At 60.2% G+C, this 26,323-nt stretch carries 24 protein-coding genes; 6 read left to right on the forward strand and 18 right to left on the reverse strand.

Annotated features, from left to right (window positions below; genetic code table 11):
• Positions 1-119: 119 nt before the first annotated feature.
• From ED236_RS02715 to ED236_RS02770, 12 genes are all read right to left on the reverse strand, one after another.
• Positions 120-518, reverse strand: coding sequence for an allophanate hydrolase-related protein (locus tag ED236_RS02715; protein ID WP_123236378.1), 399 nt, complete (start codon positions 516-518; stop codon positions 120-122).
• Complete coding sequence (gene atzF, locus ED236_RS02720) at positions 515-1,936, reverse strand: allophanate hydrolase (RefSeq protein WP_240031996.1); 1,422 nt, start codon at positions 1,934-1,936, stop codon at positions 515-517. The genes ED236_RS02715 and atzF overlap by 4 nt, the downstream gene beginning before the upstream one ends.
• The gene (gene uca / locus ED236_RS02725) at positions 1,933-5,610 is read right to left on the reverse strand and encodes an urea carboxylase (protein ID WP_123236380.1); all 3,678 of its coding nucleotides are present in this window, start codon (positions 5,608-5,610) and stop codon (positions 1,933-1,935) included. Before uca ends, atzF begins: the two co-directional genes overlap by 4 nt.
• 230 nt (positions 5,611-5,840) lie before the next feature.
• Positions 5,841-6,506, reverse strand: coding sequence for an urea amidolyase associated protein UAAP2 (locus tag ED236_RS02730; protein ID WP_123236600.1), 666 nt, complete (start codon positions 6,504-6,506; stop codon positions 5,841-5,843).
• A gap of 341 nt (positions 6,507-6,847) precedes the next feature.
• The gene (locus ED236_RS02735) at positions 6,848-7,615 is read right to left on the reverse strand and encodes an urea amidolyase associated protein UAAP1 (protein ID WP_123236381.1); all 768 of its coding nucleotides are present in this window, start codon (positions 7,613-7,615) and stop codon (positions 6,848-6,850) included.
• Positions 7,616-7,661: 46 nt separating this feature from the next.
• Positions 7,662-8,126: a nickel-responsive transcriptional regulator NikR gene (gene nikR, locus ED236_RS02740; RefSeq protein WP_123236382.1), complete on the reverse strand. Its 465-nt coding sequence runs from the start codon at positions 8,124-8,126 to the stop codon at positions 7,662-7,664.
• A 358-nt stretch (positions 8,127-8,484) separates the two neighbouring features.
• Positions 8,485-9,849: a type III glutamate--ammonia ligase gene (gene glnT / locus ED236_RS02745; protein ID WP_123236383.1), complete on the reverse strand. Its 1,365-nt coding sequence runs from the start codon at positions 9,847-9,849 to the stop codon at positions 8,485-8,487.
• A gap of 54 nt (positions 9,850-9,903) precedes the next feature.
• The gene (locus tag ED236_RS02750; RefSeq protein ID WP_240031997.1) at positions 9,904-10,692 is read right to left on the reverse strand and encodes a creatininase family protein; all 789 of its coding nucleotides are present in this window, start codon (positions 10,690-10,692) and stop codon (positions 9,904-9,906) included.
• A gap of 48 nt (positions 10,693-10,740) precedes the next feature.
• Entirely contained in the window at positions 10,741-11,649 is a 909-nt protein-coding gene (locus ED236_RS02755) for an ABC transporter ATP-binding protein (protein ID WP_123236385.1), read from the reverse strand.
• A 21-nt stretch (positions 11,650-11,670) separates the two neighbouring features.
• Entirely contained in the window at positions 11,671-12,636 is a 966-nt protein-coding gene (locus ED236_RS02760; RefSeq protein ID WP_123236386.1) for an ABC transporter permease, read from the reverse strand.
• Positions 12,637-12,671: 35 nt separating this feature from the next.
• On the reverse strand, positions 12,672-13,667 hold the full coding sequence (locus ED236_RS02765) for an ABC transporter substrate-binding protein (protein ID WP_240031998.1): 996 nt from the start codon (positions 13,665-13,667) through the stop codon (positions 12,672-12,674).
• 363 nt (positions 13,668-14,030) lie between these two features.
• On the reverse strand, positions 14,031-14,321 hold the full coding sequence (locus ED236_RS02770; protein WP_123236387.1) for a sll1863 family stress response protein: 291 nt from the start codon (positions 14,319-14,321) through the stop codon (positions 14,031-14,033).
• Positions 14,322-14,596: 275 nt separating this feature from the next.
• On the opposite strand from ED236_RS02770, the gene ED236_RS02775 reads away from it, so the two are divergent.
• Positions 14,597-14,932, forward strand: coding sequence for a hypothetical protein (locus ED236_RS02775; RefSeq protein ID WP_123236388.1), 336 nt, complete (start codon positions 14,597-14,599; stop codon positions 14,930-14,932).
• A gap of 58 nt (positions 14,933-14,990) precedes the next feature.
• On the opposite strand, the gene ED236_RS02780 is transcribed toward ED236_RS02775, so the two are convergent.
• The 6 genes from ED236_RS02780 to ED236_RS02805 all read right to left on the reverse strand — a co-directional run bounded on the left by ED236_RS02780 (position 14,991) and on the right by ED236_RS02805 (position 20,672).
• Entirely contained in the window at positions 14,991-15,764 is a 774-nt protein-coding gene (locus tag ED236_RS02780; RefSeq protein ID WP_123236389.1) for a 3'-5' exonuclease, read from the reverse strand.
• A 746-nt stretch (positions 15,765-16,510) separates the two neighbouring features.
• A complete protein-coding gene (locus ED236_RS02785) occupies positions 16,511-16,891 on the reverse strand; it encodes a YdbL family probable chaperone protein (RefSeq protein WP_123236602.1) in 381 nt (126 codons plus the stop codon).
• A 60-nt stretch (positions 16,892-16,951) separates the two neighbouring features.
• The gene (locus ED236_RS02790; RefSeq protein WP_205125625.1) at positions 16,952-17,140 is read right to left on the reverse strand and encodes a hypothetical protein; all 189 of its coding nucleotides are present in this window, start codon (positions 17,138-17,140) and stop codon (positions 16,952-16,954) included.
• A 127-nt stretch (positions 17,141-17,267) separates the two neighbouring features.
• Complete coding sequence (locus ED236_RS02795) at positions 17,268-19,166, reverse strand: translocation/assembly module TamB domain-containing protein (RefSeq protein ID WP_240031999.1); 1,899 nt, start codon at positions 19,164-19,166, stop codon at positions 17,268-17,270.
• 94 nt (positions 19,167-19,260) lie between these two features.
• Entirely contained in the window at positions 19,261-20,145 is an 885-nt protein-coding gene (gene cysM, locus ED236_RS02800) for a cysteine synthase CysM (protein ID WP_123236392.1), read from the reverse strand.
• Positions 20,146-20,159: 14 nt separating this feature from the next.
• Positions 20,160-20,672 (reverse strand): disulfide bond formation protein B, encoded by a 513-nt coding sequence (locus ED236_RS02805; RefSeq protein WP_123236393.1) that lies wholly within the window; start codon positions 20,670-20,672, stop codon positions 20,160-20,162.
• A 69-nt stretch (positions 20,673-20,741) separates the two neighbouring features.
• Between ED236_RS02805 and xseA the strand changes: the two genes are divergently transcribed.
• The 5 genes from xseA (at position 20,742) to ED236_RS02830 (ending at position 26,313) form a co-directional block, all read left to right on the forward strand.
• The gene (gene xseA / locus ED236_RS02810; protein ID WP_420820411.1) at positions 20,742-22,043 is read left to right on the forward strand and encodes an exodeoxyribonuclease VII large subunit; all 1,302 of its coding nucleotides are present in this window, start codon (positions 20,742-20,744) and stop codon (positions 22,041-22,043) included.
• An 88-nt stretch (positions 22,044-22,131) separates the two neighbouring features.
• Entirely contained in the window at positions 22,132-24,042 is a 1,911-nt protein-coding gene (locus ED236_RS02815; RefSeq protein ID WP_123236394.1) for a potassium transporter Kup, read from the forward strand.
• A gap of 97 nt (positions 24,043-24,139) precedes the next feature.
• Positions 24,140-24,961 (forward strand): M48 family metallopeptidase, encoded by an 822-nt coding sequence (locus ED236_RS02820; protein ID WP_123236395.1) that lies wholly within the window; start codon positions 24,140-24,142, stop codon positions 24,959-24,961.
• Positions 24,962-25,038: 77 nt separating this feature from the next.
• Complete coding sequence (gene dapD / locus ED236_RS02825) at positions 25,039-25,869, forward strand: 2,3,4,5-tetrahydropyridine-2,6-dicarboxylate N-succinyltransferase (protein WP_123236396.1); 831 nt, start codon at positions 25,039-25,041, stop codon at positions 25,867-25,869.
• A 93-nt stretch (positions 25,870-25,962) separates the two neighbouring features.
• The gene (locus ED236_RS02830; RefSeq protein WP_123236397.1) at positions 25,963-26,313 is read left to right on the forward strand and encodes an arsenate reductase; all 351 of its coding nucleotides are present in this window, start codon (positions 25,963-25,965) and stop codon (positions 26,311-26,313) included.
• The last annotated feature ends 10 nt before the right edge of the window (positions 26,314-26,323 follow it).

Below are 26,323 nucleotides of genomic sequence, written 5' to 3' on the forward strand. Positions count from 1 at the left end.
TACAAACGATTCAATACAAAAAATTTAATACAAAAGTGGTAGAGCTATCCTCGTACTTTGCGTTTGGGCGCACTATCCCAAATCGGCAAAGCGTCTCCTCCGTGCTACATATCCGCAGGTCAACCTGCTGTTTGTTGTAAAAACGCACGCCAGCTACCCAGTGCACTGATGTCCAGCGCCTGTTGCGTGGCATAGAACTCACACAAAAACCCCTGCGCCTGCTTGCCGTCTTCCAGCTTGAGCGTGCCAAAGCCGAGCGGGCCCGGCACGCTGGCGACGAAGGCACCGTAAGCCGCCAGCGGCAACTGCCACACCTCCACCTCGATCGCCACCCCGTCCGCGTTCACACGCAGCAGGCCGGGCCGTGGCGGGCTGTAGCAATCCAGCTTGTAAAGACGATATTCAGGCGCGGTGCGGGTCTTGCTCACCAGCGTGGCACCCAGTTCGGTGAGTTGATGATTGAGTGGCAGGCCGCTCATGTGCGCGCCACAGACCACGACGTCGACGGTGGTGCTCATAGGGTGACTCCAGTGTTAGCGTTGAATGGAATGCCGGTCGCGCCCAGCGTGCGCGCACTGCCATCCGGTTGTGCAGCACGGTCCCATGCAGCGGCGATAGCCAGCAGCGCGCTGTCTGTGAAGGCGGGGGCACACAGCGTGACGCCGAACGGCAAGCCATCCGGCTGAAACCCGGCCGGAATGGCAATGGCAGCCAGATCCAGCAGGTTCATGAAATTGGTGTAGTAGCCTAGATTGGAATTGGTCTGCACCGGGTCGGCATTGACTTCATCGATGCGGTAGATGGTGCCCGCGGTGGGGGTGACGATCACATCCACACTACCCCATACCGATGCCGCCTTGCGCTGCATGGCTTTCAGCCGGTACTGCGCTGCAAAGGTATCCGCTGCACTGAAGCGTGTGGCACCAGCGATGATGTTGCGCGTGACCGGATAGACTGCCTCCGCCTGTTGTTCGAAGAACGTGCGTATGGCGGCGTAACGCTCGGCCACCCAGGGGCCTTCGTAAAGCAGGCGCGCCGTTTGCAGAAAATCGGAAAAATCGATCTCCACCGGCGTGCCGCCCAGCGCCTGCAAGCGGGCCAGTGCGGTATCAAACAGGCCGGGGGTATGTGCATTGTCAAAGAACGCCAGCTGCTCGCGGCGTGGCACGCCAAAGCGGAACGCGCCGGGCAGCGGCCCGGCAGGCAATGGCGTGGGGGCAGCACGTGAATAAGCATCTTCGGCATCAAAACCCTGCGCCACCGCCAGCACCGTGGCGGCATCATCCGCTGTCAATGCAAAGATGGACATGCAATCCAGCGTGCGGCAGGCCGGCACCATGCCCTGCGTACTCAGCAGGCCGCAGGACGGCTTGAGACCGACCAGATTATTGAACGCCGCCGGCACACGGCCGGAACCGGCGGTATCGGTGCCCAGGCTGAAACTCACCATGCCGCTGGCCAGCGCCACCGCCGAGCCGGAACTGGAGCCCCCGGAAATGAAGGCCGGGTCGAAACTGTTCTGGCAGGCACCATACGGCGAGCGCGTGCCGACCAGGCCGGTGGCGAACTGGTCCAGATTGGTCTTGCCTACCGGGATGGCACCCGCGTCTATCAGCTGCTGCACCACCGTGGCACTGCGTTCCGGCACGTAGGCATATTCAGCGCAGGCCGCCGTGGTGGGCACACCGGCCAGATCGATATTGTCCTTGATGGCGAACGGGATGCCATACAGCGGCAAGCTGGCCGGGTCTTTGTCCAGCAAAGCCTCGGCGTAGGCGCGCATCTCCTCCAGTGACAAGCGGTAGATCCAGACATGGCCAGCATCCTCGCTGCCGATCAGGCTATCCAGTGCCTGGACCAGGGCCAGCGGCGTCAGGCTGCCCTCCAGATACTGCTGGCGCAGAAACGGCATCTGCAGATTGAACGGCATACTCATGCTGCCAACTCCTCATCGATGATCAATAACGATTGCCCGGCGGCCACCTGCCCCCCGGCCTGACACAGCACCTGGCTGACCGTGCCGGTACAGGGCGCCAGCACGCTGATCTCCATTTTCATGGACTCCACGATCACCACGGCGTCACCCTCCCGTACCTGGTCGCCAGGCTGCACATTGACCTGCCAGACGTTGCCGGAGATATGTGCATGGGCGGCACGCTGCTGGTCGCCCAGCACGTGCACCGCATCCGTGACGCCAGCCGTGTCCTGCTCTTGTTGATAATGGGCCTGACCGGTGGCGATCCAGTGCTCGCGCTCGGCCTCGAACGCGGCCTGCTGGGTGGCCTTGAACGCGGCGATGGAATCCGCCTCATCCAGCAAAAACGCCTGGTAATCACGCAGCCGCAGGGTCTGTTCCTCGATGCGCAGCTTGAACTTGCCATGCGGGAAATCGGCACGGATCTGCAGCAGCTCTGCCGCACTCACCGGGTAGAAACGGATCTGGTCGAAGAAGCGCAGCAGCCAGGGCTTGCCGTCACGGAAATCGGCGGTCTCGCGCCAGCGGTTCCACATCTGCAGCGTGCGGCCCACGAACTGGTAGCCGCCCGGCCCTTCCATGCCGTACACGCACATATAAGCGCCGCCTATGCCCACCGCATTCTCCGGGGTCCAGGTACGGGCCGGGTTGTATTTGGTGGTGACCAGACGATGACGCGGGTCCATGGGCGTGGCCACCGGCGCGCCCAGGTACACATCGCCCAGCCCCAGCGTGAGGTAGCTGGCTTCAAACACGATGCGCTTCACGTCGTCCACACTGGGCAGGCCGTTGATGCGGCGGATGAACTCGATGTTGCTGGCATGGCCGCTGGCCACATCGCACCAGGGCGCGTCCTTGCGTACCGACTGCATGTATTTTTCGATGGCCAGCTGGGTGGCGGCATCGTCCCAGGACAAGGGCAGATGCACGATGCGCGTGGGTACTTCCATGTCCTCCACGGCGGGCAGCGTGGCCTCCAGCGCCTGCAGCGTGTGCAACAACTGCTCGACCGGCAGCGTCAGGCTGTCGTAATGCACTTGCAATGAACGTATGCCGGGCGTGAGGTCGATGATGCCGGGCACCGCCGCCTGCTGTAGCGCCTGCATCAAGCCGTGCACACGGAAGCGCAGCTCGATATCCAGCACCAGCGGGCCGTATTCCACCAGCAGGTATTGATCGCCCGCCTGCCGGTAGACCACGGCGACGCGCTCGGCGGTCTGCGGGAACGCGGCCAGGATGGGGCTGGCCTCAGCGCCAGAAAGCCGCTGCCCGGTATCAGGCTGGCGTGCCGCCAGCAGCGCTTCCAGCGCGCTGACGGTAGTGGGTTGAGGGGCTTGCAGGCTGGCCAGCATGGCGTTCTGCGCCAGCTGCAGTTCGCGCGCTTCGGCCTGACTCAGGCGCACAAAGCGCACCGTGTCGCCTGCTTTCAGCTGGCCCATCTTCCACAGTTCGGCCTGGACTATGGTGGCTGGACACACAAAGCCGCCCAGACTGGGGCCGTCCGGCCCGAGGATCACCGGCATGTCGCCGGTGAAATCGATGGCACCGATGGCATACGCATTGTCGTGGATGTTGGAAGGGTGCAGGCCGGCCTCGCCGCCGTCACGGCGTGCCCATTGCGGCTTGGGACCGATCAGGCGTATGCCCGTGGTGTTGGAGTTGTAGTGCACTTCCCAGTCGGTGCTGAAGAACATGCGGATGTCGTCATCGGTGAAGAAATCCGGCGCGCCATGCGGGCCATACAGCACGCCGATCTGCCAGTGATGGCCATAGGCAGGACGGCAGGACGGACTCAGCGGCTCAGCATGCGCGACTGCCCCGGTTTGTGGCAGCAAGGGCAGCACATCGCCGGTGCGCAGTGCGCGACCGGCATGGCCGCCGAACTGGCCCAGCGTGAATGTGGATTTGCTGCCCAGATAGTCCGGCACGTCAACGCCGCCCTGGATCGCCAGATAAGCCCGGCAACCGGCATCGCGCAACTTGCCCAGCTTGAGTGTGCTACCAGCTGCGACACGGTGTGCCTGCCACATGGCGAGCGGTGCATCGTCCAGCGTCACGCTGAGTTCGGGGCCGGTGACCGCGATCACCACTTCGGTATTGAATTTGAGTGTGGGGCCGATCAGGGTGATCTCCAGCCCGGCCTCGCCCTCGGCATTGCCAACCAGACGGTTAGCCAGCCGGAAGGCCAGATGGTCCATGGGGCCGGAAGGCGGCACGCCCACATTCCAGTAACCCACGCGGCCCGGATAATCCTGGATGGTGCTCATCACCCCGCCGTCCAACACGTCCAGCGTGCAAGGTTGATAGGCAAAGCTGTTCAGGTAGCGCGTGGTTTGTTCACCGGCCGGGAATACGCTGTCAGCCAGGATCTGGCGCAGATAAGCCAGATTGGTCGCGATGCCGCTCAGCCGCGTGTGCTGCAAGGCGCTGCGCAGCTCGGCCACAGCCGCAGCCCGGTCTGGCGCATGCACCAGCACCTTGGCCAGCAAGGGGTCATAGAACGGCGAGACCTCACTGCCGCGCTCCACCCAGCTATCCACGCGCGCCTGTGCCGGGAACGCCACCTCGGTGAGCACGCCGCTGGCAGGCTGGAACTGCTTGTTAGGGTCTTCGGCATACACACGCACCTGGATGGCATGGCCTTTGGGCTGATGCCGGTAAGCGCGCAGAAAGCCGGTTTCACCCGCAGCGCAGCGCACCATCCATTCCACCAGATCCACCCCGCTGACCAGCTCGGTGACGCCGTGCTCGACCTGCAGACGGGTGTTCACCTCCAGGAAATAGAACGCTTCGGTGTGTTTGTCGAATACGAATTCCACCGTGCCTGCCGAGCGGTAGCCGATCGCCCGGCCCAGACTGATGGCGGTCTGACTGAGTGCGCGCCGCAGATCGTCGCTGATGTGCGGCGCTGGCGTCTCCTCGATGACCTTCTGGTTACGGCGCTGCACCGAACAGTCGCGCTCGCCCAGTGCCACCACATGGCCCTGCCCGTCGCCGAAGATCTGCACTTCGATATGGCGGGCCGCCTGCACGTATTTTTCCAGATACAGGCCACCCTGCTTGAAATTGGCATTGGCGAGACGGCTCACCGAAGCATAGGCTTCGGCCAGTTCATCGGCATTCCAGATCAGGCGCATGCCGATGCCGCCACCACCTGCCGTGCTTTTGAGCATGACCGGGTAGCCGATGCGTGCCGCTTCATGAGCCGCCTCGTGCACATCGGCCAGCAGTTTGGAGCCCGGCAACAAGGGCACGCCCTGCGCCTCGGCCAGCGCACGTGCGGTGTGCTTGAGACCGAAATCGCGCATCTGCTGCGGGGTGGGGCCGATGAACACCAGACCGGCCGCTTCGCAGGCCTCGGCAAAGCCCGGGTTCTCGGACAGGAAGCCATAGCCTGGATGGATGGCCTGCGCACCGCTGGCTTGCGCGGCCGCCAGGATGGCGGGGATATTCAGGTAACTTTCGGCGGCGGGCGCGGGGCCTATGCAGATGGCTTCATCTGCTTGCAGCACATGGCGGGCACCGGCATCGGCTTCGGAGTAGACCGCGACGGCGCGTATCCCCATCTTGTTGAGCGTGCGGATCACCCGACACGCGATCTCGCCACGGTTGGCAATCAAAACCTTCTCGAACATCTTGACCTTGTGCGGGCCGTCCCGCAGCGGTATGGATCTCAGCGGGCCGTCCCGATGAGCGGTTGATTCAGCATGCTGCGCGCTGATCTGTTGTTATCTGCTGTGTGCTCTGCTGTTTATCTGTTCATGCTGAGTTGAGGGCGGATCAGCAGATATCGATCAGCGGGTAATCATTAGCACATGGCGTGCCAGACCTTGATGGCGGTGCTGCACATGCAGCGTCTGCGGCCTCAATCCCACACCAGCAGCCGCACCGGCGTGGGGTTGTAGGCATTGCAGGGGTTATTGAGCTGCGGGCAATTGGAGATCAGCACCACCACGTCCATCTCGGCACGCAGCTCCACGTATTTGCCTGCACCGGAAATGCCATCGGCGAAGCGCAATGCACCATCCGGGGTCACCGGCACGTTCATGAAAAAGTTGATGTTGGCGGCGATGTCACGCTTGCTCATCTGGCGATGCGTGGCACAGCCACAGTGATTCAGCGCGTGCATGAAACTGTCACGGCAGCTGTGCATGGGGCGCTTGTCCAGCGCATAGCGCACCGTGTTGCTCTCGGCGGCGCAGGCCCCGCCCAGCGTGTCGTGTCGCCCGCAGGTGTCGGCCACGATGGTCAGCATGGGCCTGCCCTCGCTGGAATACAGTACAGAACCAGTGGTCAGGTAAAGCTGACCCTGACGCGCGATGGTATCGGTGGCGCTGTAACGCTCTTCCGGGTCGGCCGCGCTGTAGAACAGCGTATCCACCGCCTGATTACCTTCCAGATCGAGGATGCGGAAGGTCTGGCCCTGTTTAAGCTCGGCCATCCACGGCTCACCGGCCAGGCAAACCTGGTCCAGCACCGCGTGTTCGGGCTTGAGCTTGCTTTCTGTCAATGTATGTGGGCTTGCTTGCATGTCGGTTTCCATGTTGTTGACTGGCTGTTTGCTTATGCAGCCACGTTTATAGTGGCTGCTTCCGTCATTTGGCTGCTTTGTCTGTCTTTCCATTCCTTGAAGGGCTTCATTCCATCAGGCCAGCATTCGAATGCTGGATCGCTCGCAGAAACCACGCGCCGGACTCTTAACTCACCGTCATTCCTGCGCAGGCGGGAATCCAGTTCCGGCTGAGCAACAAGCCATTAGCAGGACAAGGCGGCATCATCAACCTTGCCTGGATTCCCGCCTACGCGGGAATGACGGCTATGGCTGTTTCCAATTGCGCGGTATCGCACCGACCCATCGACGGCAATGACGTCTTACAGGTAATAACGCTCCGTATTGGCAAAGCCACGCTGGTTCTGCTCACAATGGTTGCGGCATAGATCATCGGCGGCGGCCAGGCCGGCATGCCAGGCGCTGAGCTTCACGGCAGCGGGCTGATACAGCCCGGCAGGTGCCAGCGGATGCGGTGCCGCTGACAGCACCAGCAGCACGTTCATATCGAAACGCAGCTCCACGAAATCACCCGCTTTGCTGTGCCCGCTCACAAAATGCAGCTTGCCTGCCTCATCCGGCGCGGCCTTGCTGAAAAAATTGATATTGGCCACCAGGTCACGCTTGCCCAGACCGTACTTGGTCATTTCCACCAGCAGGCCATCTCGGCCGTTACGGGTCATGGCGTTGCGCTGGGTCTGGTAATTGGTGGCGCCATATTTGGCGGCGATCATGCCGGCATCGCTGACGCCACAGTAGGTGTCGTGCCAACCCACGCTATCCGCGATCACCGAGCACATCACCCGGCCCATGTCCGAGTAACACACATGACCGGTGGTGAGGAAGGCCGTGTGTTGCGCCTTCAAAGTATCCGGCATGTTGTAGCGCTCCAGCTTATCCTCGGGATTGAACAACAGTGCGGACAGATTGGCGCCACCTTCCAGATCGGTGATGCGCAGTGCGCTACCGCGCCGCATCAGCCCAGACCAGTGATGGCCACCGGGGATGACCTCCTCCCACAGTGCCGGGGCAGGCAATGCGCCTGCTGGCGATGGCGGGCTGACGACGTTTTCAGTGACTGATGTGCTCATGCGCTGTCCTTGGTTTTGCTAATGCCGGTTGTATTGATGATCAAGGCTACTGGCCTCTGGCTGGCGTACGTTGATGCAACGGCGGAATGATGGCGCCCATCAATTGCAGCTTGCCGGTGATCACACCGCGCAAGGCGATGATCTCGTCCGCGATGGCCTGCACGGTCTGCGCCGGGCCCTGTACCAGGATGACTTCCATGGTCTGGTTGTCGGCCAGATGCACGTGCAGCGAGCTGATCACTTCGTCCAGATACTGGTACTGCAGGTCAGCAATGGTCTTCTGCAGGTTGCGCGTACCGTTGTTGTAGAGGATGGTGATGGTGCCCACCATGACCTCGTTGCCCTTCTCGCGCTTATGCTCGGCCAGATGCTGACGCAGCATGTCGTTGATGGCCTGCGAGCGGCTGTCAAAACCACGCTCGGCCACCATGGCATCCAGATCGGCATGCAGCTCGTCCGGCAAGGAGATGCTGATGCGATTCACCGGTGGTTTTTTGTTTTTCTCGTTCATGTTTCCTCCTGTTCGCTGCGGTGTTGCCGGGCGTGTTTTCCGCCTTGTCGAGCATCTCTGTCTGACTAGATACTGTTCTGACCCGCTGGCTGCGTTTCCACCTTACTGCGTTTCCAGCCCGAAGCTGCGTCAGGACGCAGCGAGATGATGGCAGAGCAAGGCGCACAGCGCGCACATCCCACATCTCGACGACTCCGGGCTTGCCTTGGGACACTTCCACATGGGCGAGGGCTGTTGCGAGCCGCTGTCAGCGGGGCAAAGCGCAGCGCAGAAACCGCAACGTCCATGTTGTACGTGAGGATTTCGAGCAGCACATGCGCCCCGATCACGGCGGCGCAGTAAGCCAGCGCCCATGCGGTCAGAACATGTAGCTGTACCGATCGACCTCCCACTGACTCACCGTCAAATGATAGGTCTGCCATTCCTGACTCTTGTAAGTGATGAACTCGTCTCGCAGCTCCTTGCCCAGCGTCTTTTCCACCAGCGGGTCGGCGGCGAACGCGGCCACCGCGTCTTCCAGCGTCTGCGGCAGGAACTCGATACCGCGCTGCTCACGCTCGGCTTCGGTCATGGCATACAGATTGTCTTCGTTGGGAATGCCAGGGTCGAGGTTCTCGCGTATGCCTTCCAGGCCAGCCGCCAGTGCCAGCGTAGCGGCCAGGTAGGGGTTCACGGCACCGTCGGCATTGCGTGATTCGCAACGGCCACCGCCCATGGGCACGCGCACGGAATTGGTACGGTTGTTGGAACCGTAGGAATTGAACACCGGCGCCCAGCTGAAGTAACTCATGGCACCACGGCGCACCAGGCGCTTGTAGCTGTTGACGGTGGGCGCAAACGCGGCACATAGCGCCGGACCATGCTTGAGGATACCGGCGATGAACTGGTAACCCAGCGTGGTGAGGCCCAGGCCGCGCGGGTCGTCCTTGGGGTCGCAGGCGAACAGGTTCTTGCCGGTGTTCAGGTCGTACAGCGACATGTTGAAATGCGCGCCGGTGCCGGTCTTGTCGGCGAAGGGCTTGGGCATCATGGTGGCCAGCAGGCCCTGTTCCTTGGCGTAATGCTTGGCCATGTAGCGGAAGAAGATGAAACGGTCGCACATGGTCAGCGCGTCGCTGTAGTTGAAATCGAACTCGAACTGACTGTTGCCGTCCTCGTGGTCAAAGGAATACAGGTCCCAGCCCAGGTCATTGATCGCCGTCGCCATCTTGTCCAGCCAACCGAAGTTGTCCATGAAGCCGCGCACGTCGTAGCAGGGCTTTGTGAGCTTGTCATCAGGATTGGGGATAGCCAGCTTGCCATCGGCTTCCTGTTTCAGCAGGTAGATCTCGCACTCGATGCCCAGATTCATGCCGAAGCCCATCTCCGCAGCCTGCGCCAGCACGTTCTTGAGCGCTACACGGGTGTTCAGCGGATACAGCTTGCCCTGAAAGCCGTTATCAGCGGGCATCCAGGCGACCTTGGGTTCCCAGGGCAGCGGGATGATGTGATCCAGATCCGGGATGGAATTCAGCTCATCGTCACTGGGCGCCTGGCCCAGGCCATCCAGCGCGTAGCCGGTGTAACGCTCGGAACCGGCCGCCATCTGTGGCAGGTGGTCGATGGGCACCACTTTCGCTTTGGGCACGCCATGGATGTCCACATAAGCGCCTATGCAGTACTTCACCCCTTTGTCTTTCAATTCGTTCTGGATCTTGCTGATTTCTGCTGCGGACTTCGTCATTTGTTACCTTTCAACAGCTTGTGAGATGGATCTAAAAACAAAACCTGGTCGCTATCACGCGTGGGGATGACTTGCGGCATCGAAATAGGAATGCGGCAATGGCGGGGTCTCCTGCATGCCTTTCTCGATCAGTGCGCTGAGGTCTTCCACCATCCAGGCGAACCACTGCGCGCCCTTCTCGGCACTGGCCGCGCTGGGCTGGCCGGTCACGCCATTCAGGCTGGTGCGATTGACCGGGTGCGAGAACACCAGACCATCGGTGCGGTCCGGGTCGTCGGCCATGGCCAGCTTGTCGGCACGAACCATGTGCGGTGCGGTGGCCAGCATCAGCGAGGTCTCGGCATCGTTGGCATGCCAGTCCTCGCCGTCGGCAAAGTGGAAAGCACGCACGCGCGGGCTGATCAGTGCGGAGTTGAACACTGCCACCATCATGTCGTCGTGCTCGCTGCGCAGCATTTCCAGCGCACAGCGTAGCGGCGCAGCGTTGGTGACATGCGTATTGACGATGAACAGGCGACGCACACCGCTGTGGTAAGCCCAGTCGCCGATCTCCTTGATTAGCTCGATGAGCGTGACCGGGCTGATGCCTATGGTGCCCGGCCAGCGGCGGCTGTGACCGATGGAACAGCCGTAAGGCATCACCGGTAACATGGGCACCTGCACCTTGTCGGCCACGGCGCGGCATAGAATGTCGGCCAGCACGTAGTCCATGCCGCAACCCATGTGCGGGCCATGCTGCTCGGTCGCGCCTATGGGCAGGATGGCGCTATTGGCGGCACTGCCTATCATGGCGGGCAGCGCGTCCCAGCTGGCGTGTGCCCATTGCATGGAGTTCTCTGTCATGGTGTTGTCTTTAAGCGTTGGGGAGTTCAAACATGGCAGTGGCGCTGATCACTCAACGTTGTCCGCCACATTGGTAAACCGGATCATATGCGGTTTGACGGTCTCGACTTCGTCGCTGGCGATACTGGCAGGCGGATGGATCAGGGCTTCCAGCCGGGCTTTGGTGGCAATGAATTCCGGCGTGAACAGCTGATCCACACTGCGTGGACGCGGCACGGGCACTTCGATGAGTTCCTGCACTTCGCCCGGGTTGGCCTTGAGCACCAGGATGCGGTCTGCCAGCAGGATGGCCTCATCGAGGTCATGGGTGATGAACAGGATGGTGACGTCCACATTGCGCCAGATGTCGAGCAGATGCGCCTGCATCTTGCAGCGGGTCTGCGCATCCAGTGCGCCGAACGGCTCGTCCATGAGCAGGATACGCGGCTGGTTGACCAGCGCCCGCGCGATGGCCACACGCTGCTTCATGCCGCCTGACAGCTGATGCGGGTAAGCGCTGGCGAAGCGCTCCAGCCCCACCAGTTCCAGCCACAGATCGGCTTCGCGGCGCGCCTCTTCACTGCTCATGCCGTTCATCTCCAGGCCGAACATGACGTTCTTGCGCACGGTGAGCCAAGGGAACAGGGTATAGCCCTGGAACACCATGCCGCGATCACGCCCGGGGCCGGTGACTGGCTTGCCATCCAGCAACACCTGACCGCCGCTGTAACTTTCCAGCCCGGCCAGGATGCGGATCAGCGTGGATTTACCACAGCCGGACGGGCCGATCACGCACACGAACTCGCGGCGGTGCGTCTTGAAGCTGACATTGCTCAGCGCCGTGGTCTCGCCTTGCGCGCTTTTATAGACCTTGTTGAGGCCTTTCACTTCCAGGATCACTTCGCGCTGCTTGAGCTTGTCGAAGCGCGCCTTGACCGCGTCAGACTGGCTCAGATAATCGTGTGTCGTGTTGTCCATGAGGCTCGCCCTTGCTGCTGATTATTGTTTGTTGGCCGGTTTGTCCCAGGGGAACAAACGCTTGCCCAGCCAGGCCAGCACCAGATCCGTGCCGAGGCCGATGATGCCTATCATGAGGATGGCGGCGTATACATTCTCGAAGTGTTCATAACGCGCTTGCTGGGTGATGAACCAGGTGATGCCGGACGAGGTGCCGATCAGCTCGGCCACGATCAGGTAGGTCCAGGCCCAGCCCAGCAGGATGCGCTGGTCGCGGTACAAGTCCGGCAGGATGCCCGGGATGACCACATGACGCAGCAGCTTGAGGCGGCTGGTGCCCAGCGTCAGCGCGGCTTCCAGCAAGGCGTAATCCAGCTTGCGTGTGGTGTTTGAAATGATCAGCACCTGCTGGAAAAAAGTGCCGATGAAGATAATGGCGATCTTGGGGCCTTCATAGATGCCCAGCACCGCCACCGCCAGCGCACCGAAGGCCGGCGCAGGCAGGTAACGGAAGAACTCGATAAACGGTTCGAACAGGCGTGACACCGCACTGTAGGTGCCGGCCAGCACCCCCAGGGGCACCGCCACCAGCGAGGAGAGCAGAAAGCCCCAGAAGATCACCTGTATGCTCTGCCACAGGCTTTGGTGCAGCCACAAGCCATCCTTGCTGGCGGGTGGCGTAGTAAAACCGGTGTAGAACGCTTCGGCCACCTTGTGCGGCGGTGGCAGGTAGATCGGGTTGGACAACTCCCCCACGGGAAGGGCCCCGCCCTGCGTCTGCACGGTTTCCAGCTCGGCCTGGAACACGGCCTTGTCCACCAGCATGTCAGCCTGGAAATAATCCACCGCACCGGGATCGCTGATGCGCACCATGGGGTGCCACAGGAAAGGCACATAGCTCACCAGACACCAGATCAGGATAGGCAATACGAAGGAGCCTATCGCCAGTAGCTTGCGCCTGTTGGGCGGCAACTCCTGCCGTGCCGCGAACCATGCCGTTGTTTCCATGCTGCTCCCCTGCCTGCCGTTTTGCCTGATTACCGTTACTTGTTGACCAGACTGGTGTCGATGGCCTTGTCCAGATCCTGCGGCTTCTTGTAGATGCCGTACTTGACGTTGAAGTCATCGACGATCTTGGTCGAGCCATACAGGGATTTGAAGCCATCGGCCTTGACCATCACCTGCTTGCCCTCTTCCAGCGTGAGCAAGCGCGTGCCCTTGAGGAAAGGCAGATAAGCAGCGGGTTTGAGGCCGACACGGCCGGCCATGATCTTGACGGCATCCGGCTGGGTCTTGGGGTCGTTGATATACGTGACCACCTTGCCCCACACCTTGACGATCTTCTCCCAGTCGGCACGGCGCGTGGACAGGCTGACCGGGTTGACGGTCAGCACGTCGTAGATGAGGCCGGGTTCGTCTGCCGAGGTGTAGATGGGCTTGGCACCTGGCACGCGCTTCATGGCTTCGCCGGAATTGGGCTGCCAGGCCCCGATGGCCGCCAGGCTGCCCGAGGCCAGCGCCTGCGGTGTTTCGTTGGTGGGGGTGTTGACGATGCTGACATCAGCTTCGTTGAGGCCGGCTTTCTCCAGACCGTTAAGCAGCAGCAGATGCTCGACCAGGCCGATCTCCAGGCCGACCTTCTTGCCTTTAAGATCTTTCAGGCTTTTGATGCCGGGCTTGCCGACGATCATGTCATTGCCGTTGGAATAATCCGTGACGATGATCATCACGTTCTTGGCGCCACCGGCCGCCGTCACCAGCGCATCGCCATTGGTCACCGTCACCGCATCGATCTTGCCAGCCGAGAACGCCGTCATCGAAGCGGCATAATCGAACCACTCGAATTTGACATCGACACCCGCCTCCTTGAACCAGCCCTTCTCGATGGCCACTTGCCAGGCCACCCAGCCCGGCCAGTCGCTGTAACCGATCTTGATCGGCTGTGCTGCCTCTACCACCATGGCGAGACCAAGACCTGCGACCAGCACGGTGCGGCGCAGTAGCTGTTTGAACCCTGTGATACCGGAAGATGACGACACGACTGGCTCCTTAAAAGTATTATCGAAATAAATTTCAGTAATACCAAAGCAACCGGCATGCCATTATTGAACCGATTCAAAAATCGGTCATTTTTTAATTTATATTCAATATTTTGTATCAAAAAATAACATGGTTCTGAGCAATCGTCATGCAGAGGGAAAGAGGATAACGAGCACCAGATACGTGCAAATCGGCTGCCACTGCACCGGGATGTCGCAGCGGAGCATGTCACATGGGAATGGGATCTGGAGGAGGATGGTTGAATGCGTACAAGCAGGCAGACACCAAAATAAAAACGGGGCCTCGGCCCCGTTGTTCTCACTGCGCTAGCGATTCAGCGCTCAATGATGAATTCAGCGATATCACTCGCTGAATTTCTTGCGAGCCTCGGAAAGCGAATGCTTGAAGCTTTCCCAGGCATCGTCACTGCCTTTACGCAGCTCTTCCCAGGCATCGCCTGCGGATGCGCGTACTTCTTCCAGCTTGACCTTGGCTTCGTCACGCTTGGCCTTCAGTGTGGCGATATGCTCTTCCGACTTGATACGCAGATCGGCTTCTGCCTTGCGTGCACGTGCTTCCAGCACATCGATGTCGGCACTCCACTCGTCAAGTTGGGCTTTCAGTTTATCGAGATATGCATCTTTTAAACTCATGAATCACTCCTTGGTTTTGGAAGGGTTAGCTTGAACCAGAAAGGTTACGCTATTTGTACGACTGCATACTTATGCAAAAGTGCCCACTTATTTAGATAGGAATATAGTGATTGAGGCGATTTCATAGCTGATTCAGCTATTTAGAAGCCCAAAAAATGAAGTATCTTTTGATTATCCAAGCTGACTAATGGAATCCTGTGCGGCCGGATGCAGTCTCAAATCAAGTGTGATTTACAAGATGTTTAAGTGCTATTTCAAAAAAGCAAAGGCCCACCATGATCCGCACTATCCAACCGCTGTGGATGGCATGTTTATTTTTATGGACACTGCCAGCACATGCTGAAATACCTGCGTTTTCCTCTGGTCAACCATATGAAGAAGTCAAGGCAGCGCTGATCAAACAAGGCTGGCAAGCGGTCAGCAATCCTGACATCAGTGGCAGCAGCTTGTATGCGCAAGAGGTCTATCAACAGGGAAAACCGGAAGTGGTGGACTGCGTTTCCATGGAACTGGATGGCTGCTGGTTCTTGTATAAAAAAGGCCGACAAACGCTGCAAGTCCGCACCATCACCCGCGCGCTGCGCTTCGAGTCAGTGCAGCACTCCAAGTAAACCGATGCAATAACAAAGCCCGCATGATCAGGCTTTGTTATTTGTTACCGTCGGTGTGTCATTTCCACGCCTGCAGAAATTCCTGCCAGTGTTCCCCGCCATAACCGCCCAAGGTGTCCCTGACCAGCTGGATCTCGCTGGCATAGGTTTCGGCTGTAAGTGCGCCGCGCATGAGCTGAAAGCGCAGATACACCAGATAGGTATTGGCGACATCGGTCTCGCAGTAATTGCGGATGGCGTCGATCTGGCCGTTCTTGTAGGCGTCCCACACCTTGCTGCCGTCCATGCCCAGCTTGCCCGGAAAACCGCATAACTGCGCGATCTGATCCAGCGGTGCGTTGGCGCGGCCCTGATACAGTGCCAGCAGGTCCATCAGGTCCAGATGACGATTGTGATAGCGGCTGATGTAGTTGTTCCATTTAAAGTCGCGGTCGTCGTCGCCCATGTCCCAGTAGCGCGGCGCCACCACACCATGGATCAGGCTGCGGTAGTGCAGCACTGGCAGGTCGAAGCCGCCGCCGTTCCAGGACACCAGATTGGGGGTGTACTTCTCGATGCCATCGAAGAAGCGCTGAATGATCTCGGCTTCTGGCGCATCCGGCGTGCCCAGGGTCCACACCCGAAAATTGTCACCTTCGCGCAGTGCACAGGAGATGGCCACCACGCGATGCTGTTGCAGCGGCAGGAAGTCATGACCGTGGCTCTGGCGGCGCTGATGGAAAGCGATGTTGGCGACATCCTCCGCACTGGTGTCGGCAGGCAAGTCGAGCAGCACCCGCAAGCCATCGGTGTCCGGGATGGTTTCGATATCAAAGATGAGGGTGGGCGTCATGGCTGGGGTTTGAACTCGGGTTTGTTTGCTCGGGTTGAATATCAGAAAAGTAACCTACACGGCCATACTGTTGCAACTACCGGGAGGTACAACTGCTGGAACCTTCAGCTACTGGGATTTGCAGGCGCCACGATATCGAACTGGCAGAATCTGCACACAGAGAGTCACTGCCTTGGCCCCTGCAGGCTGGCAGCTTCCAGAGCCAGCAAGGACTGATGCATCTTCCAGACACTCGTCATCCCAGCGCAGGCTGGGATCCATGTTTTAAGCCAGCTCGCATTCCAACATGGCTGGTTTTCACACTTGTCTGGATTCCCGCCTGCGCGGGAATGACGATTATTCGCGGCATCCTAAGTATTCACCAACTGGATTCCCGCGTACGCTGGAATGACGATCCAGAGCCAGCAAGGACTGGTCAGCAAGAAAGCACCATCCAAACACTCGTCATCCCAGCGCAGGCCGGGATCCATGTTTTAAGCCAGCTCACATTCCAACATGGCTGGTTTTCACACTTGTCTGGATTCCCGCCTGCGCGGGAATGACGATTATTCGCGGCATCCTAAGTATTCACCAACTGGGTTCCCGGGTACGCGGGAATGACGGCTGAGGGTCAGAGCCAGCCTATGCCATATTGGCCGGATTCCCGCCCAGTCTGGAAAGACGGTAATTAGCTTGATGTTGCCTCGCCCCGTCACAACCTGCGCATGTGGCCCCGCCAAGCCAGATTGGCGCAAGGCACTCAGCGCTTATTTCTGCTTCCAGCCGCCACTGGCGTCCTGATACCACCAGCCGCCCTGCGCTTTTTGCACCCAACGCTGTGCGAAGGTGCTGCGCACTTCGGCCTCCCATTCCGGATGACCGTTGGCGGTGGCGATCTCTTTATACAAGGCGTTGCGGTCGCCGTTCTCGGCGCTGACCAGGCTGTTGACCCCCTGGCGCTGCGCCAGCAGCACCGCATTGGCATCGCGCACGGCGATCAGGCCATCACGCGTCAGGCCGACCGCGCCGCTGCCGTAGTGCGCGGCCAACTGACCATGACGGGTTTGCATGCTGTTCTTCAAGGTGGAGATGGCCGGGGTGTTGACCTCCAGGTCCGCAGCGGCCAGCGCAGTGATGGGAGCGACCATCAGCACTGCCAGGAACAAGTAAAAACCGGTGAGCGTTTGTTTGATGTTCATGATGGTTCCTTATTTGGCGGGTGCAGCAGCGGGGTCGGTGTTGGCTGGCTGGCCTTCCTTGAGCTGCCAGACTTCGTCGATGATCTTGTCGGCGGCTTTTTCCGCAGCAGCGGCCGGAAAGTAGATGTTGATGGTGACGCAGGCTTGCAGCGTGAGCGCCAGCAGCAGCCCTGCCCAGGTGATATTGGAAATCCTCATGGTGTTCATATCCTCTCGTTCACTTGTTTGGCGGTGCCCATCACTTGCCCAGGCAAGATCGCATAGACAAGATCGCATAGGCAAGATCGCACACTGGTTTGAACCTGCACTGACGATAACGTTGCAGCTATTGGATGACAGGCTTGCTATTGCCTGCGGTGATACGCTGCAGGCGGGCCAGCAGCTCGTCCCAACCGACGCTGTGATTGTAACCCAGCACCGTAATGGCAGGCACGCCGCTGCCCTCCACGATAACGTAGCCGCTGGCCGTGTTGTTGACAGGGGCGTGCGCCGGGTTGCCGTCCACCCCGTCCATGGCGCAGCTACTGTTGCGCAAGCGGCAAGTCAGGCCGATGCGGGCATAGTTGAATTCCTTGAAGAAACGCAGCACGCTGCGTTGCACCGCGGCTGCCGCACCCGCCCCACCCAGCGCCGAGATGTTCTCCACCGCGCGTTGCGAGATCTTGCGTGGATAACGGCCAGCACTGCTTTTGAACATGGCATCGAACTGCACAGGCTTCCAGTTGGCGAGTTGCAAAACATTGACGTCACCATCCATGCGCCCTTCGATGGCGCCGAAGGCGAAGGTACGCGTCAGCGCGCCCAGGTCGAGGTTGCGGAACTGTACATCGGCGTTCAGTCGCGGTGTCAGCCCCAGCGGGGTCTGCATGGACAGATTGCCCACGGTGACCGTGCCATCGAACAGCTTGAACTGCATGGCACCACTGGTGGCCAACTTTCCATCGCTGTAGGTCACTTGCGGGATGGCCGCCGCCACCTGCCCTTCCATGCGCGGCCAGCCCAGCGCTGTACTGAGCTCGGTCATGCTGATGGGGGCCAGATCGGCACGCAGATGCCAGTGCCATTGCTGGTTCACCCAGGCAGCAGAGACCTCATTGAGCGTCAGCGCGCCATCCAGGATAGGCAGCACCAGCTGTGGCGTACGCAGCGAGTAGCGCTCCAGTTCGGCGCGCAGCCTGGCGGCACCTAGCGGAATGTCGAGCAGATGGCCACCCGCATAATCCAGTGCGATCGGCTGCGCTGCATCATAAGACCAGGGGATGCTGGCTTGCAGCTTGTACAGAGCGAACTTGCCCTTGCGGTCGGCGATGTCCGCCTGCTGCAGATCCAGCCGGAAATCCTGCAGCTCACCCGCCTGCATGGCGAGCTGCAGGCTGGCGGTGCCCGCCATCTCCATGTCATTGAGCGAAGTCTTGTCCAGCAAAGGCTTCAACAGCAGCGGGTAGAGCGTGGCCAGATCCAGCGCCGAGGTTTGCAAGGCAAGTTGCTCGATGCGCTTGCCTGACAGGTTGTAGATGCCGGAAACATCAGCGCTGCCCACTGCCTTGAGCTTGAGTTGCGCCGTGTCCACCTGCAGCGCTTGCGCGCTGTAATGCCCGGCCGCATGCAGGCTGTGGCCGCCGCTAGCAAAGTAAAAAGGTTGCCAGAACAGCTCGCCCTCGCGCCAGTCCAGCGCGGCCTGCCAGCGCCAGCCAGTTGCATCGTGCGTGGCTTGCAAGCTGACATCAGCTGCCAGTTTGTCACCCGCATGCAGGCCCACACGGTCACTGAAACTGAATGCTGCAAGCTGCAGATCCGCCTTGAACGGCTGCTGCGCCACAGGCAGTTGCAGCGCTACACTGACATTGCCATTCGCCTGCGGACTGGCAAGTTTGGCATCCCGGCAGCGCCACATGCCCGCTTGTGGATTCTCCAGCGCCGGGCAATGCAGGCTGGCCTCGGCCCAGCTGCTGTCCGCTTGCTTTAAGCGGGTCTTCAATGTGACGGCTTTGCCGCTATGCAAGGGCAATTCCAGATTGAGGTCGCTGGCCTGGAAATTTGGACTACTGATCGCACCGATCTGCACCGTGATGCTGCTGACCGCGTGTAGCGACGGCGAGGCCAGCGATAGCACAAGAGTCAGCAAGGCCATCATCCAGCGCCGGGCTGGTGGTAGTGGATTGCGGTGCAGGTCGGCATCACTAATACCGCTGAACCATAGCCGATGCGGCGCGTGGCTGAGCATTCAGTGCGCCCGCTCCAAAGCACATGCAGTGGCTTGTTTCAGGGCCATCAAGCCAGGGTCATGGTATCAACGCCATGTCTGCATGACCCTGGCTTCAGGGGAAGACGCCGGTGGAAAGGTAACGGTCACCACGGTCACACACGATGGAGACGATGACCGCGTTCTCCAGTTGCTTGGACAGCTGCAAGGCTGCATACAGGGCACCACCGGAGGAGATGCCGGCAAAGATGCCTTCTTCACTGGCCAGGCGGCGGGTGGTGTTCTCGGCATGCTTCTGGCTCACATAGATCAGCTGATCCACACGACTGCCATCATAGATGCTGGGCAGGTATTCTTGCGGCCATTTGCGTATGCCGGGGATCTGCGCGCCCTCTTCCGGCTGCACGCCGATGATCTGGATGGCCGGGTTCTGTTCCTTGAGGTAACGCGAGGTGCCCATGATGGTGCCGGTGGTGCCCATGCTGGAAACGAAGTGCGTGACCTTGCCTGCCGTGTCGCGCCAGATCTCCGGGCCGGTGCCTTCATAATGCGCCAGCGGGTTATCCGGATTGCCGAACTGATCGAGTACGATGCCCTCGCCCTCGGCCTGCATCTTGAGCGCCACATCGCGCGCCAGTTCCATGCTGCCATCCCTGGGGGTCAGCACCAGCTCGGCACCAAACGCTTTCATGGTCTGGCGACGCTCGATGGACTGATTGTCCGGCATCACCAGCACCATCTTGTAGCCGCGCATGGCAGCGGCCATGGCCAGCGCGATGCCGGTATTGCCGGAGGTGGCTTCGATCAGCGTGTCGCCGGGCTGGATATCTCCACGTGCTTCAGCACGCATGATCATGGACAAGGCCGGCCTGTCCTTGACCGAGCCCGCCGGATTATTGCCTTCCAGCTTCACCAGGATGGTGTTGCTGGTGTTGCCGGGCAGGCGCTGCAGTTGGACCAGCGGGGTGTTGCCAACGAAGTCTTCGAGTCTTTTATACATGTCTGCTACTTCAATCAACGCGTTCTCAAGGTGGCAAGATAGACCGCAAACAGTCCAAGCCCGACAAAACCGATCAGCGACAACTGCGGGATGGTCAGGCCGAACAGGCTCCAGTCCATGGCCGAGCATTCGCCGGTGCCTTTGAATACCAGATCCAGCGCGTTCTTGAGCGGGAAGTTCTCGAAGATGTAGTCAAAGCCTGCGCCGCATTCCGCCATCACTTTATCCGGGTTGGCCTGGATCCACATGTGCCGCAGCGCGATGCCTGCGCCGGTCGCCGCCGCGATGAACTGCAGCACGCCATGCAACTTGCGCCCGCCTGACCCTGGATTATGCAAAGCCGCCAGCAGGAACAATACGCCTAGCGCCATGTAGGCCATGCGCTGGAAGATGCACAGCGGGCAGGGTTCCAAATTGAACTTCTGCTGGATGAACAAGGCATAGGCCACCAGACCGAAACTGACCAGAAAACCGATGAAATAACCACGACGGCCGCCAAACAGCCCAGAGAAAAATTGATTCAGCATGATGTCCCTCTATAATTTGAGTTCATTGTAACGGATTCACCTCGCATGGCCGATAGCCCCACCCGCGTGATGCCCACGCAAATGCCGCATGTACTGACCGCGCAGGCACTGACCGCCCAGGTACTGACTGTCAGCGAGCTGAATCGTTTGGCACGCGAGGTGCTGGAACGCAGCATCCCGCTGTTCTGGGTCAGTGGCGAAGTATCCAATTTCACGCGCGCGGCGTCGGGGCACTGGTACTTCTCACTCAAAGATCAGGGCGCACAGGTGCGCTGCGTGATGTTTCGTGGTCGCAACAGCTATCTGGACTGGCAACCGCGTGAAGGCGACAAGGTGGAAGCGCGTGCCCTGGTCACGCTGTACGAGGCACGTGGTGATTTCCAGCTCACCGTGGAATCCCTGCAGCGTGCCGGGCTGGGCGCCCTGTTCGAAGCCTTTGAGCGCCTGCGCATGAAACTGCAGGCCGAAGGCTTGTTCGACGCGGGCCGCAAGCGCGCCCTGCCCGCCTTGCCGCGCCAGATCGGCATCGTCACCTCCCCCGATGCCGCCGCGCTGCGCGATGTGCTGACCACGCTCAAGCGCCGCATGCCCGGCATTCCGGTGGTGATCTACCCCACGCCGGTACAAGGCAAAGGCGCGGCCGAACGCATCGCCGCTGCCATCCAGCGCGCGAGCGAGCGCGCCGAATGCGATGTGTTGATCGTGTGCCGGGGCGGTGGCAGCATCGAAGACCTGTGGCAGTTCAACGAGGAGATCGTCGCACGTGCCATTGCCAGTTGCAGCATGCCGGTGATCAGCGGAGTTGGTCACGAGACCGATACCACGATGGCCGATTTCGTGGCCGACCAGCGCGCGCCCACCCCCACCGCCGCCGCTGAACTGGCGACACCAGACCGCCTGAGCCTGTTGCAGCGCCTCTCACAGCAACAAACGCAACTGCATCGCCGACTGCAGCAGCGCCTGCAGAACCACGCCCAGCAGCTGGATTTTCTGGCACGCCGCCTGCTGTCCCCCAGCCAGCAACTGGCCGGGCGCAGTGCAGCACTGAACCAGTTGCAATGGCGCTTGCAAAGCGCCAGCCTGCAGCTGGCCAGCAAACCGGCCGTAACCCTGAAACAACTGCACTGGCGTCTGCAAACCGCCGCACAACAGCGCCTGCAATACCGCCAGCAGCAACTGGTCCGGCTGTCGCAAAGTCTTAGCCACCTGAATCCGCAAGCCGTATTGAGCCGTGGCTATGCCCTGGTGCATCTGGATGATGGCACGCTGGTACGCAGCAGCCAGCAACTGGAAACCGGTAGTACAGTGCGACTGGTGCTGGGCGAAGGTGAGGCCACGGCTGTAGTGGATGGCAAATCCCCAACAACATAAAAATTTCATGTCGCAAGCAGTGATTTACATGGCACCCGATACATGCACGGCGTTAGAATGACTGCCTGCTCCTCTAAAGCAAATCTGCATGGAATCCGCCAGTTCTAGCGCCTCACCCGAAAGCACCACCCAGCACAAAACCCGCATGACCGCTCTGGCGCTGACCGCCCTGGGTGTGGTGTATGGCGACATCGGCACCAGCCCGCTGTACACCATGAAAGAAGTGTTCGCTGTGAGCCCGCACCCGGTACCGCTCACGCACGACAATGTGTTCGGTATCCTGTCGCTGATCCTGTGGGCGCTGATCCTGGTAGTGTCGGTCAAATATGTGGCCTTCGTGATGCGTGCCGACAACCGTGGCGAAGGCGGCATCATGGCCCTGCTGGCGCTGGCCATGCGCAATCTGGCCGGCGACGCGCGCAAGCAGACCACCATCCTGCTGCTGGGCATACTCGGGGCCTGCATGTTCTACGCGGATGGCATGATCACCCCCGCCATCTCGGTGCTTTCCGCTGTGGAAGGCCTGGAAGTCGCCGCCCCGGCCCTGCACAGCATGATCGTGCCGATCACGCTGCTGGTGATCTTCATTTTGTTCTGGGTGCAAAGCAAAGGCACGGCGCTGGTCGGGGCCATGTTCGGACCCATCATGCTGGTGTGGTTCAGTACTCTGGCGGTGCTGGGCATCGTCAATATCGCGCTGGAGCCTTCCGTGCTGCAGGCGCTCAATCCCTACTATGCTTACCAGTTCTTCGCCGTCAGCCCCTGGGTCGCCTTCGTGGCGCTGGGCTCGGTGGTGCTGGCGGTGACCGGTGCCGAGGCGCTGTATGCCGACATGGGCCATTTCGGTCGCAAGCCCATCCGCCTGGCCTGGTTCGGCCTGGTGCTGCCTGCGCTGGTGATCAACTATTTCGGTCAGGGTGCGCTGATCCTGCACGACGCCAGCACCATCAAGAACCCGTTCTACCTGATGGCGCCGGAATGGATGCTGTTCCCGCTCATCGCACTGGCCACGCTGGCCACCGTGATCGCCTCGCAGGCGGTGATCTCCGGCGCATTCTCGGTATCCCGCCAGGCGCAGCAACTGGGCTTTTTACCGCGCATGCAGATCCTGCATACCTCCGAGAACCAGCAGGGGCAGATCTATATGCCGCGCATCAACTGGATATTGATGATAGGGGTGATGGCACTGGTGCTGGGCTTCGGCTCGTCCGGTGACCTGGCCGCGGCTTATGGTATCGCCGTCACCGGCGACATGGTGATCACCACGCTGCTGGCCGGGGTGGTGTTCCATGGCGTGTGGGGTTGGAGCCTGTGGCGTACCGGCGTATTGGTGGCGATGTTCCTGGTGATCGATCTGGCGCTGTTCGGCGCCAATGTGCTGAAGATCCCGGATGGTGGCTGGGTGCCTATCCTGATCGGGGCCGTGATCCTGACGCTGATGGCCACCTGGAAACAGGGGCGTGATCTGCTGCTGAGCCGCTTGCGCAGTGAATCCATGGCGCTGGAACCGTTCATTGAAGCCATGGGCAAATACCCGCCCACGCGCGTGCCCGGCAACGCCATCTTCATGACCCCGGATGCCAGCGGTGTGCCGCATGCCATGCTGCACAACCTCAAGCACAACAAGGTGCTGCACGAGCGCGTGATCCTGCTGACCGTGAAGACGGGCGACATCCCCTACATCGCCGAAGATAACCGCATTGAGGTAGAGGCGCTGGAACACGGTTTCTGGCGCATCACCATGCACTATGGTTTCAAGGACGATCTGGACATCCCGCGCGATCTGGAACTGAGCAGCCAACATGGCCTGGAGCTGGAGTCCATGGACACTTCCTACTTCATTGGCAAGGAAACGCTGTTCGCACGCCGTGCCTCGGCGATGGCCTATTGGCGCGAGAAGCTGTTCGTCGGCCTGTTCCGCAATGCGGACAGCGCCACCAACCATTTCAAACTACCACCGAATCGTGTGGTCGAATTGGGTGCACAAGTCACTTTGTAAGCAGGCTGTTTGTTAGCAAGGCTGTTATAGCGACGCGGTAATACTATAATTCTGGTATTCACGTTTCACCCTTCAATTCATGTACGGGAAAAACACCATGAACAGAAAACTTTTAGTATTGATGTTTGCCATTGCGGCTTCGCAACTCGCCAGCTGTGCCACCACCACCAACTCCAGCGTATCCGGCGTGGAACGCAAACAATTCCTGATGCTGCCTGAGTCGCAGGTGGAAAGCATGTCGATACAGGCCTATACCCAGACCCTGCAGGAAGCCAGCAAGAACAAGAAACTCAACACAGACAGCGCCGAGCTGCAACGCGTGCGCAACATCTCCAACCGCCTGATCGCGCATACCAAGGTGTTCCGTGACGATGCACTCAGCTGGAAATGGGAAGTGAATGTGGAAGAAAGTGACCAGGTCAACGCCTACTGCATGCCAGGCGGCAAGATCATGGTGTTCACCGGCCTCATCGATAAACTCAAAGCCACCGACGATGAACTGGCGGCCGTGATCGGCCACGAGATCGCCCACGCACTGCGTGAGCATGGCCGTGAACGCATGTCCATCGCTGCGGTGCAGCAGGTGGGTGTCGCTGGCCTGGCCGTGTTGGCGGCGGGCAGCAAAAGCAGCACCGCCGGGGCGGGCGTGCAGGCGGCCGCCATGGGCTCGCAACTGTTCTTCGCCCTGCCGAATGGCCGTGAACAGGAACGCGAGGCTGACCGCATGGGCCTGGAACTGGCTGCGCGCGCTGGTTTCAACCCCAATGCTGCCGTGACCTTGTGGCAGAAGATGGGCGCGCTCAACAGCAGCGCACCGCCGGAATTCCTCAGCACCCACCCCTCCAGCACCAACCGCATCGCCGATCTGCAAAAGCTGATCCCCAGTGTGATGCCGCTGTACCAGCAAGCCCGCAAGTAAGCTCCACCGCGCCCATTAGCCCGAAAGTGTGATGCTTTCGGGTAAAATGGCGTTTTTTGCCCATTTACGGAAACGCCATGAGTCAACAACTGCAAGCCATCATCGAAGACGCATTCGAGCGTCGTGCCGAAATCACCCCCGCCACCGCCAGCCAGGAAGTCAAAGACGCGGTATTCGGCGTCCTGGAAGAACTGAACGCTGGCCGCCTGCGTGTGGCCACCCGTATCGGCGACAGCCAGCAGTGGGAAACCCATCAATGGATCAAGAAGGCCGTGCTGCTGTCGTTCCGTCTGGAAGACAATGTGCTGATGGACGATGGCGTGACCAAGTATTTCGACAAAGTGCCACCCAAGTTCGCTGACTACAGCGCAGACGACTTCAAGGCTGGTGGTTTCCGCGTGGTGCCAAACGCCATCGTGCGTCGCGGCTCCTTCATCGGCAAGAATGCCGTGCTGATGCCGTCCTATGTCAACATCGGCGCCTTCGTGGACGAAGGCACCATGGTGGACACCTGGGCCACCGTGGGCTCCTGCGCGCAGATCGGCAAGAACGTGCACCTGTCCGGCGGCGTGGGCATAGGCGGCGTGCTGGAACCGGTACAAGCCGGCCCGACCATCATCGGTGACAACTGCTTCATAGGCGCACGTTCCGAAGTGGTGGAAGGTGTGGTGGTGGAAGACAACTGCGTGATCTCCATGGGCGTGTACATCGGCCAATCCACCAAGATCTACGACCGCGAAACCGGCACCGTGACCTACGGCCGCGTACCGGCTGGCTCGGTGGTCGTCGCCGGTAACCTGCCATCCAAGGACGGCAGCTACAGCCTGTATTGCGCGGTCATCGTCAAGAAGGTCGATGCCAAGACGCTGGGCAAGGTAGGCATCAACGAGTTGCTGCGCGGCATTTAAACCGGCTACGCTTATAGATAGGCCCTGTTATCCAGGCAGCAACGGTTTTGAGAACACCCTATCGCAACCTGTTTTGATTTGATGAGGCGCACATTGAAGCTCTACGGCATCCCCAACTGTTCCACGGTCAAAAAGGCACGCGTCTGGCTGGATGCCAGCGGCATCGTCTACGCGTTCCATGACTTCAAGAAACTGGGCGTGGACGAAGCGACGCTGACGCGCTGGCTGGCACAACAGCCCTGGGAAACGCTCATCAACCGCAGCGGCACCACCTGGCGCGGTCTCAGCGATGCCGAGAAAGCCGGTGTGGTCGATCATGCCAGCGCACGTACGCTGATGCAGGCTCACACCTCGGTGATCAAGCGCCCGCTGCTGGAGCAGGAAGATCGTCTACTGGCGGTGGGCTTTGATGAAGCCCGCTACGCCACCCTCTTAAAACCCTGAGCGCTGCAGC

Origin of the sequence: Pseudomethylobacillus aquaticus, assembly GCF_003730115.1 — a bacterium.
Lineage (GTDB): Bacteria > Pseudomonadota > Gammaproteobacteria > Burkholderiales > Methylophilaceae > Pseudomethylobacillus > Pseudomethylobacillus aquaticus.

Coding starts and splice junctions, on each gene's coding strand:
- ED236_RS02715 (WP_123236378.1), bottom strand. CDS start 518: ATGAGCACCACCGTCGACGTCGTGGTCTGTGGCGCGCACATGAGCGGC.
- atzF (WP_240031996.1), bottom strand. CDS start 1,936: ATGAGTATGCCGTTCAATCTGCAGATGCCGTTTCTGCGCCAGCAGTAT.
- uca (WP_123236380.1), bottom strand. CDS start 5,610: ATGTTCGAGAAGGTTTTGATTGCCAACCGTGGCGAGATCGCGTGTCGG.
- ED236_RS02730 (WP_123236600.1), bottom strand. CDS start 6,506: ATGCAAGCAAGCCCACATACATTGACAGAAAGCAAGCTCAAGCCCGAA.
- ED236_RS02735 (WP_123236381.1), bottom strand. CDS start 7,615: ATGAGCACATCAGTCACTGAAAACGTCGTCAGCCCGCCATCGCCAGCA.
- nikR (WP_123236382.1), bottom strand. CDS start 8,126: ATGAACGAGAAAAACAAAAAACCACCGGTGAATCGCATCAGCATCTCC.
- glnT (WP_123236383.1), bottom strand. CDS start 9,849: ATGACGAAGTCCGCAGCAGAAATCAGCAAGATCCAGAACGAATTGAAA.
- ED236_RS02750 (WP_240031997.1), bottom strand. CDS start 10,692: ATGACAGAGAACTCCATGCAATGGGCACACGCCAGCTGGGACGCGCTG.
- ED236_RS02755 (WP_123236385.1), bottom strand. CDS start 11,649: ATGGACAACACGACACACGATTATCTGAGCCAGTCTGACGCGGTCAAG.
- ED236_RS02760 (WP_123236386.1), bottom strand. CDS start 12,636: ATGGAAACAACGGCATGGTTCGCGGCACGGCAGGAGTTGCCGCCCAAC.
- ED236_RS02770 (WP_123236387.1), bottom strand. CDS start 14,321: ATGAGTTTAAAAGATGCATATCTCGATAAACTGAAAGCCCAACTTGAC.
- ED236_RS02775 (WP_123236388.1), top strand. CDS start 14,597: ATGATCCGCACTATCCAACCGCTGTGGATGGCATGTTTATTTTTATGG.
- ED236_RS02780 (WP_123236389.1), bottom strand. CDS start 15,764: ATGACGCCCACCCTCATCTTTGATATCGAAACCATCCCGGACACCGAT.
- ED236_RS02785 (WP_123236602.1), bottom strand. CDS start 16,891: ATGGTCGCTCCCATCACTGCGCTGGCCGCTGCGGACCTGGAGGTCAAC.
- ED236_RS02790 (WP_205125625.1), bottom strand. CDS start 17,140: ATGAGGATTTCCAATATCACCTGGGCAGGGCTGCTGCTGGCGCTCACG.
- ED236_RS02795 (WP_240031999.1), bottom strand. CDS start 19,166: ATGCTCAGCCACGCGCCGCATCGGCTATGGTTCAGCGGTATTAGTGAT.
- cysM (WP_123236392.1), bottom strand. CDS start 20,145: ATGTATAAAAGACTCGAAGACTTCGTTGGCAACACCCCGCTGGTCCAA.
- ED236_RS02805 (WP_123236393.1), bottom strand. CDS start 20,672: ATGCTGAATCAATTTTTCTCTGGGCTGTTTGGCGGCCGTCGTGGTTAT.
- xseA (WP_420820411.1), top strand. CDS start 20,742: ATGCCCACGCAAATGCCGCATGTACTGACCGCGCAGGCACTGACCGCC.
- ED236_RS02815 (WP_123236394.1), top strand. CDS start 22,132: ATGGAATCCGCCAGTTCTAGCGCCTCACCCGAAAGCACCACCCAGCAC.
- ED236_RS02820 (WP_123236395.1), top strand. CDS start 24,140: ATGAACAGAAAACTTTTAGTATTGATGTTTGCCATTGCGGCTTCGCAA.
- dapD (WP_123236396.1), top strand. CDS start 25,039: ATGAGTCAACAACTGCAAGCCATCATCGAAGACGCATTCGAGCGTCGT.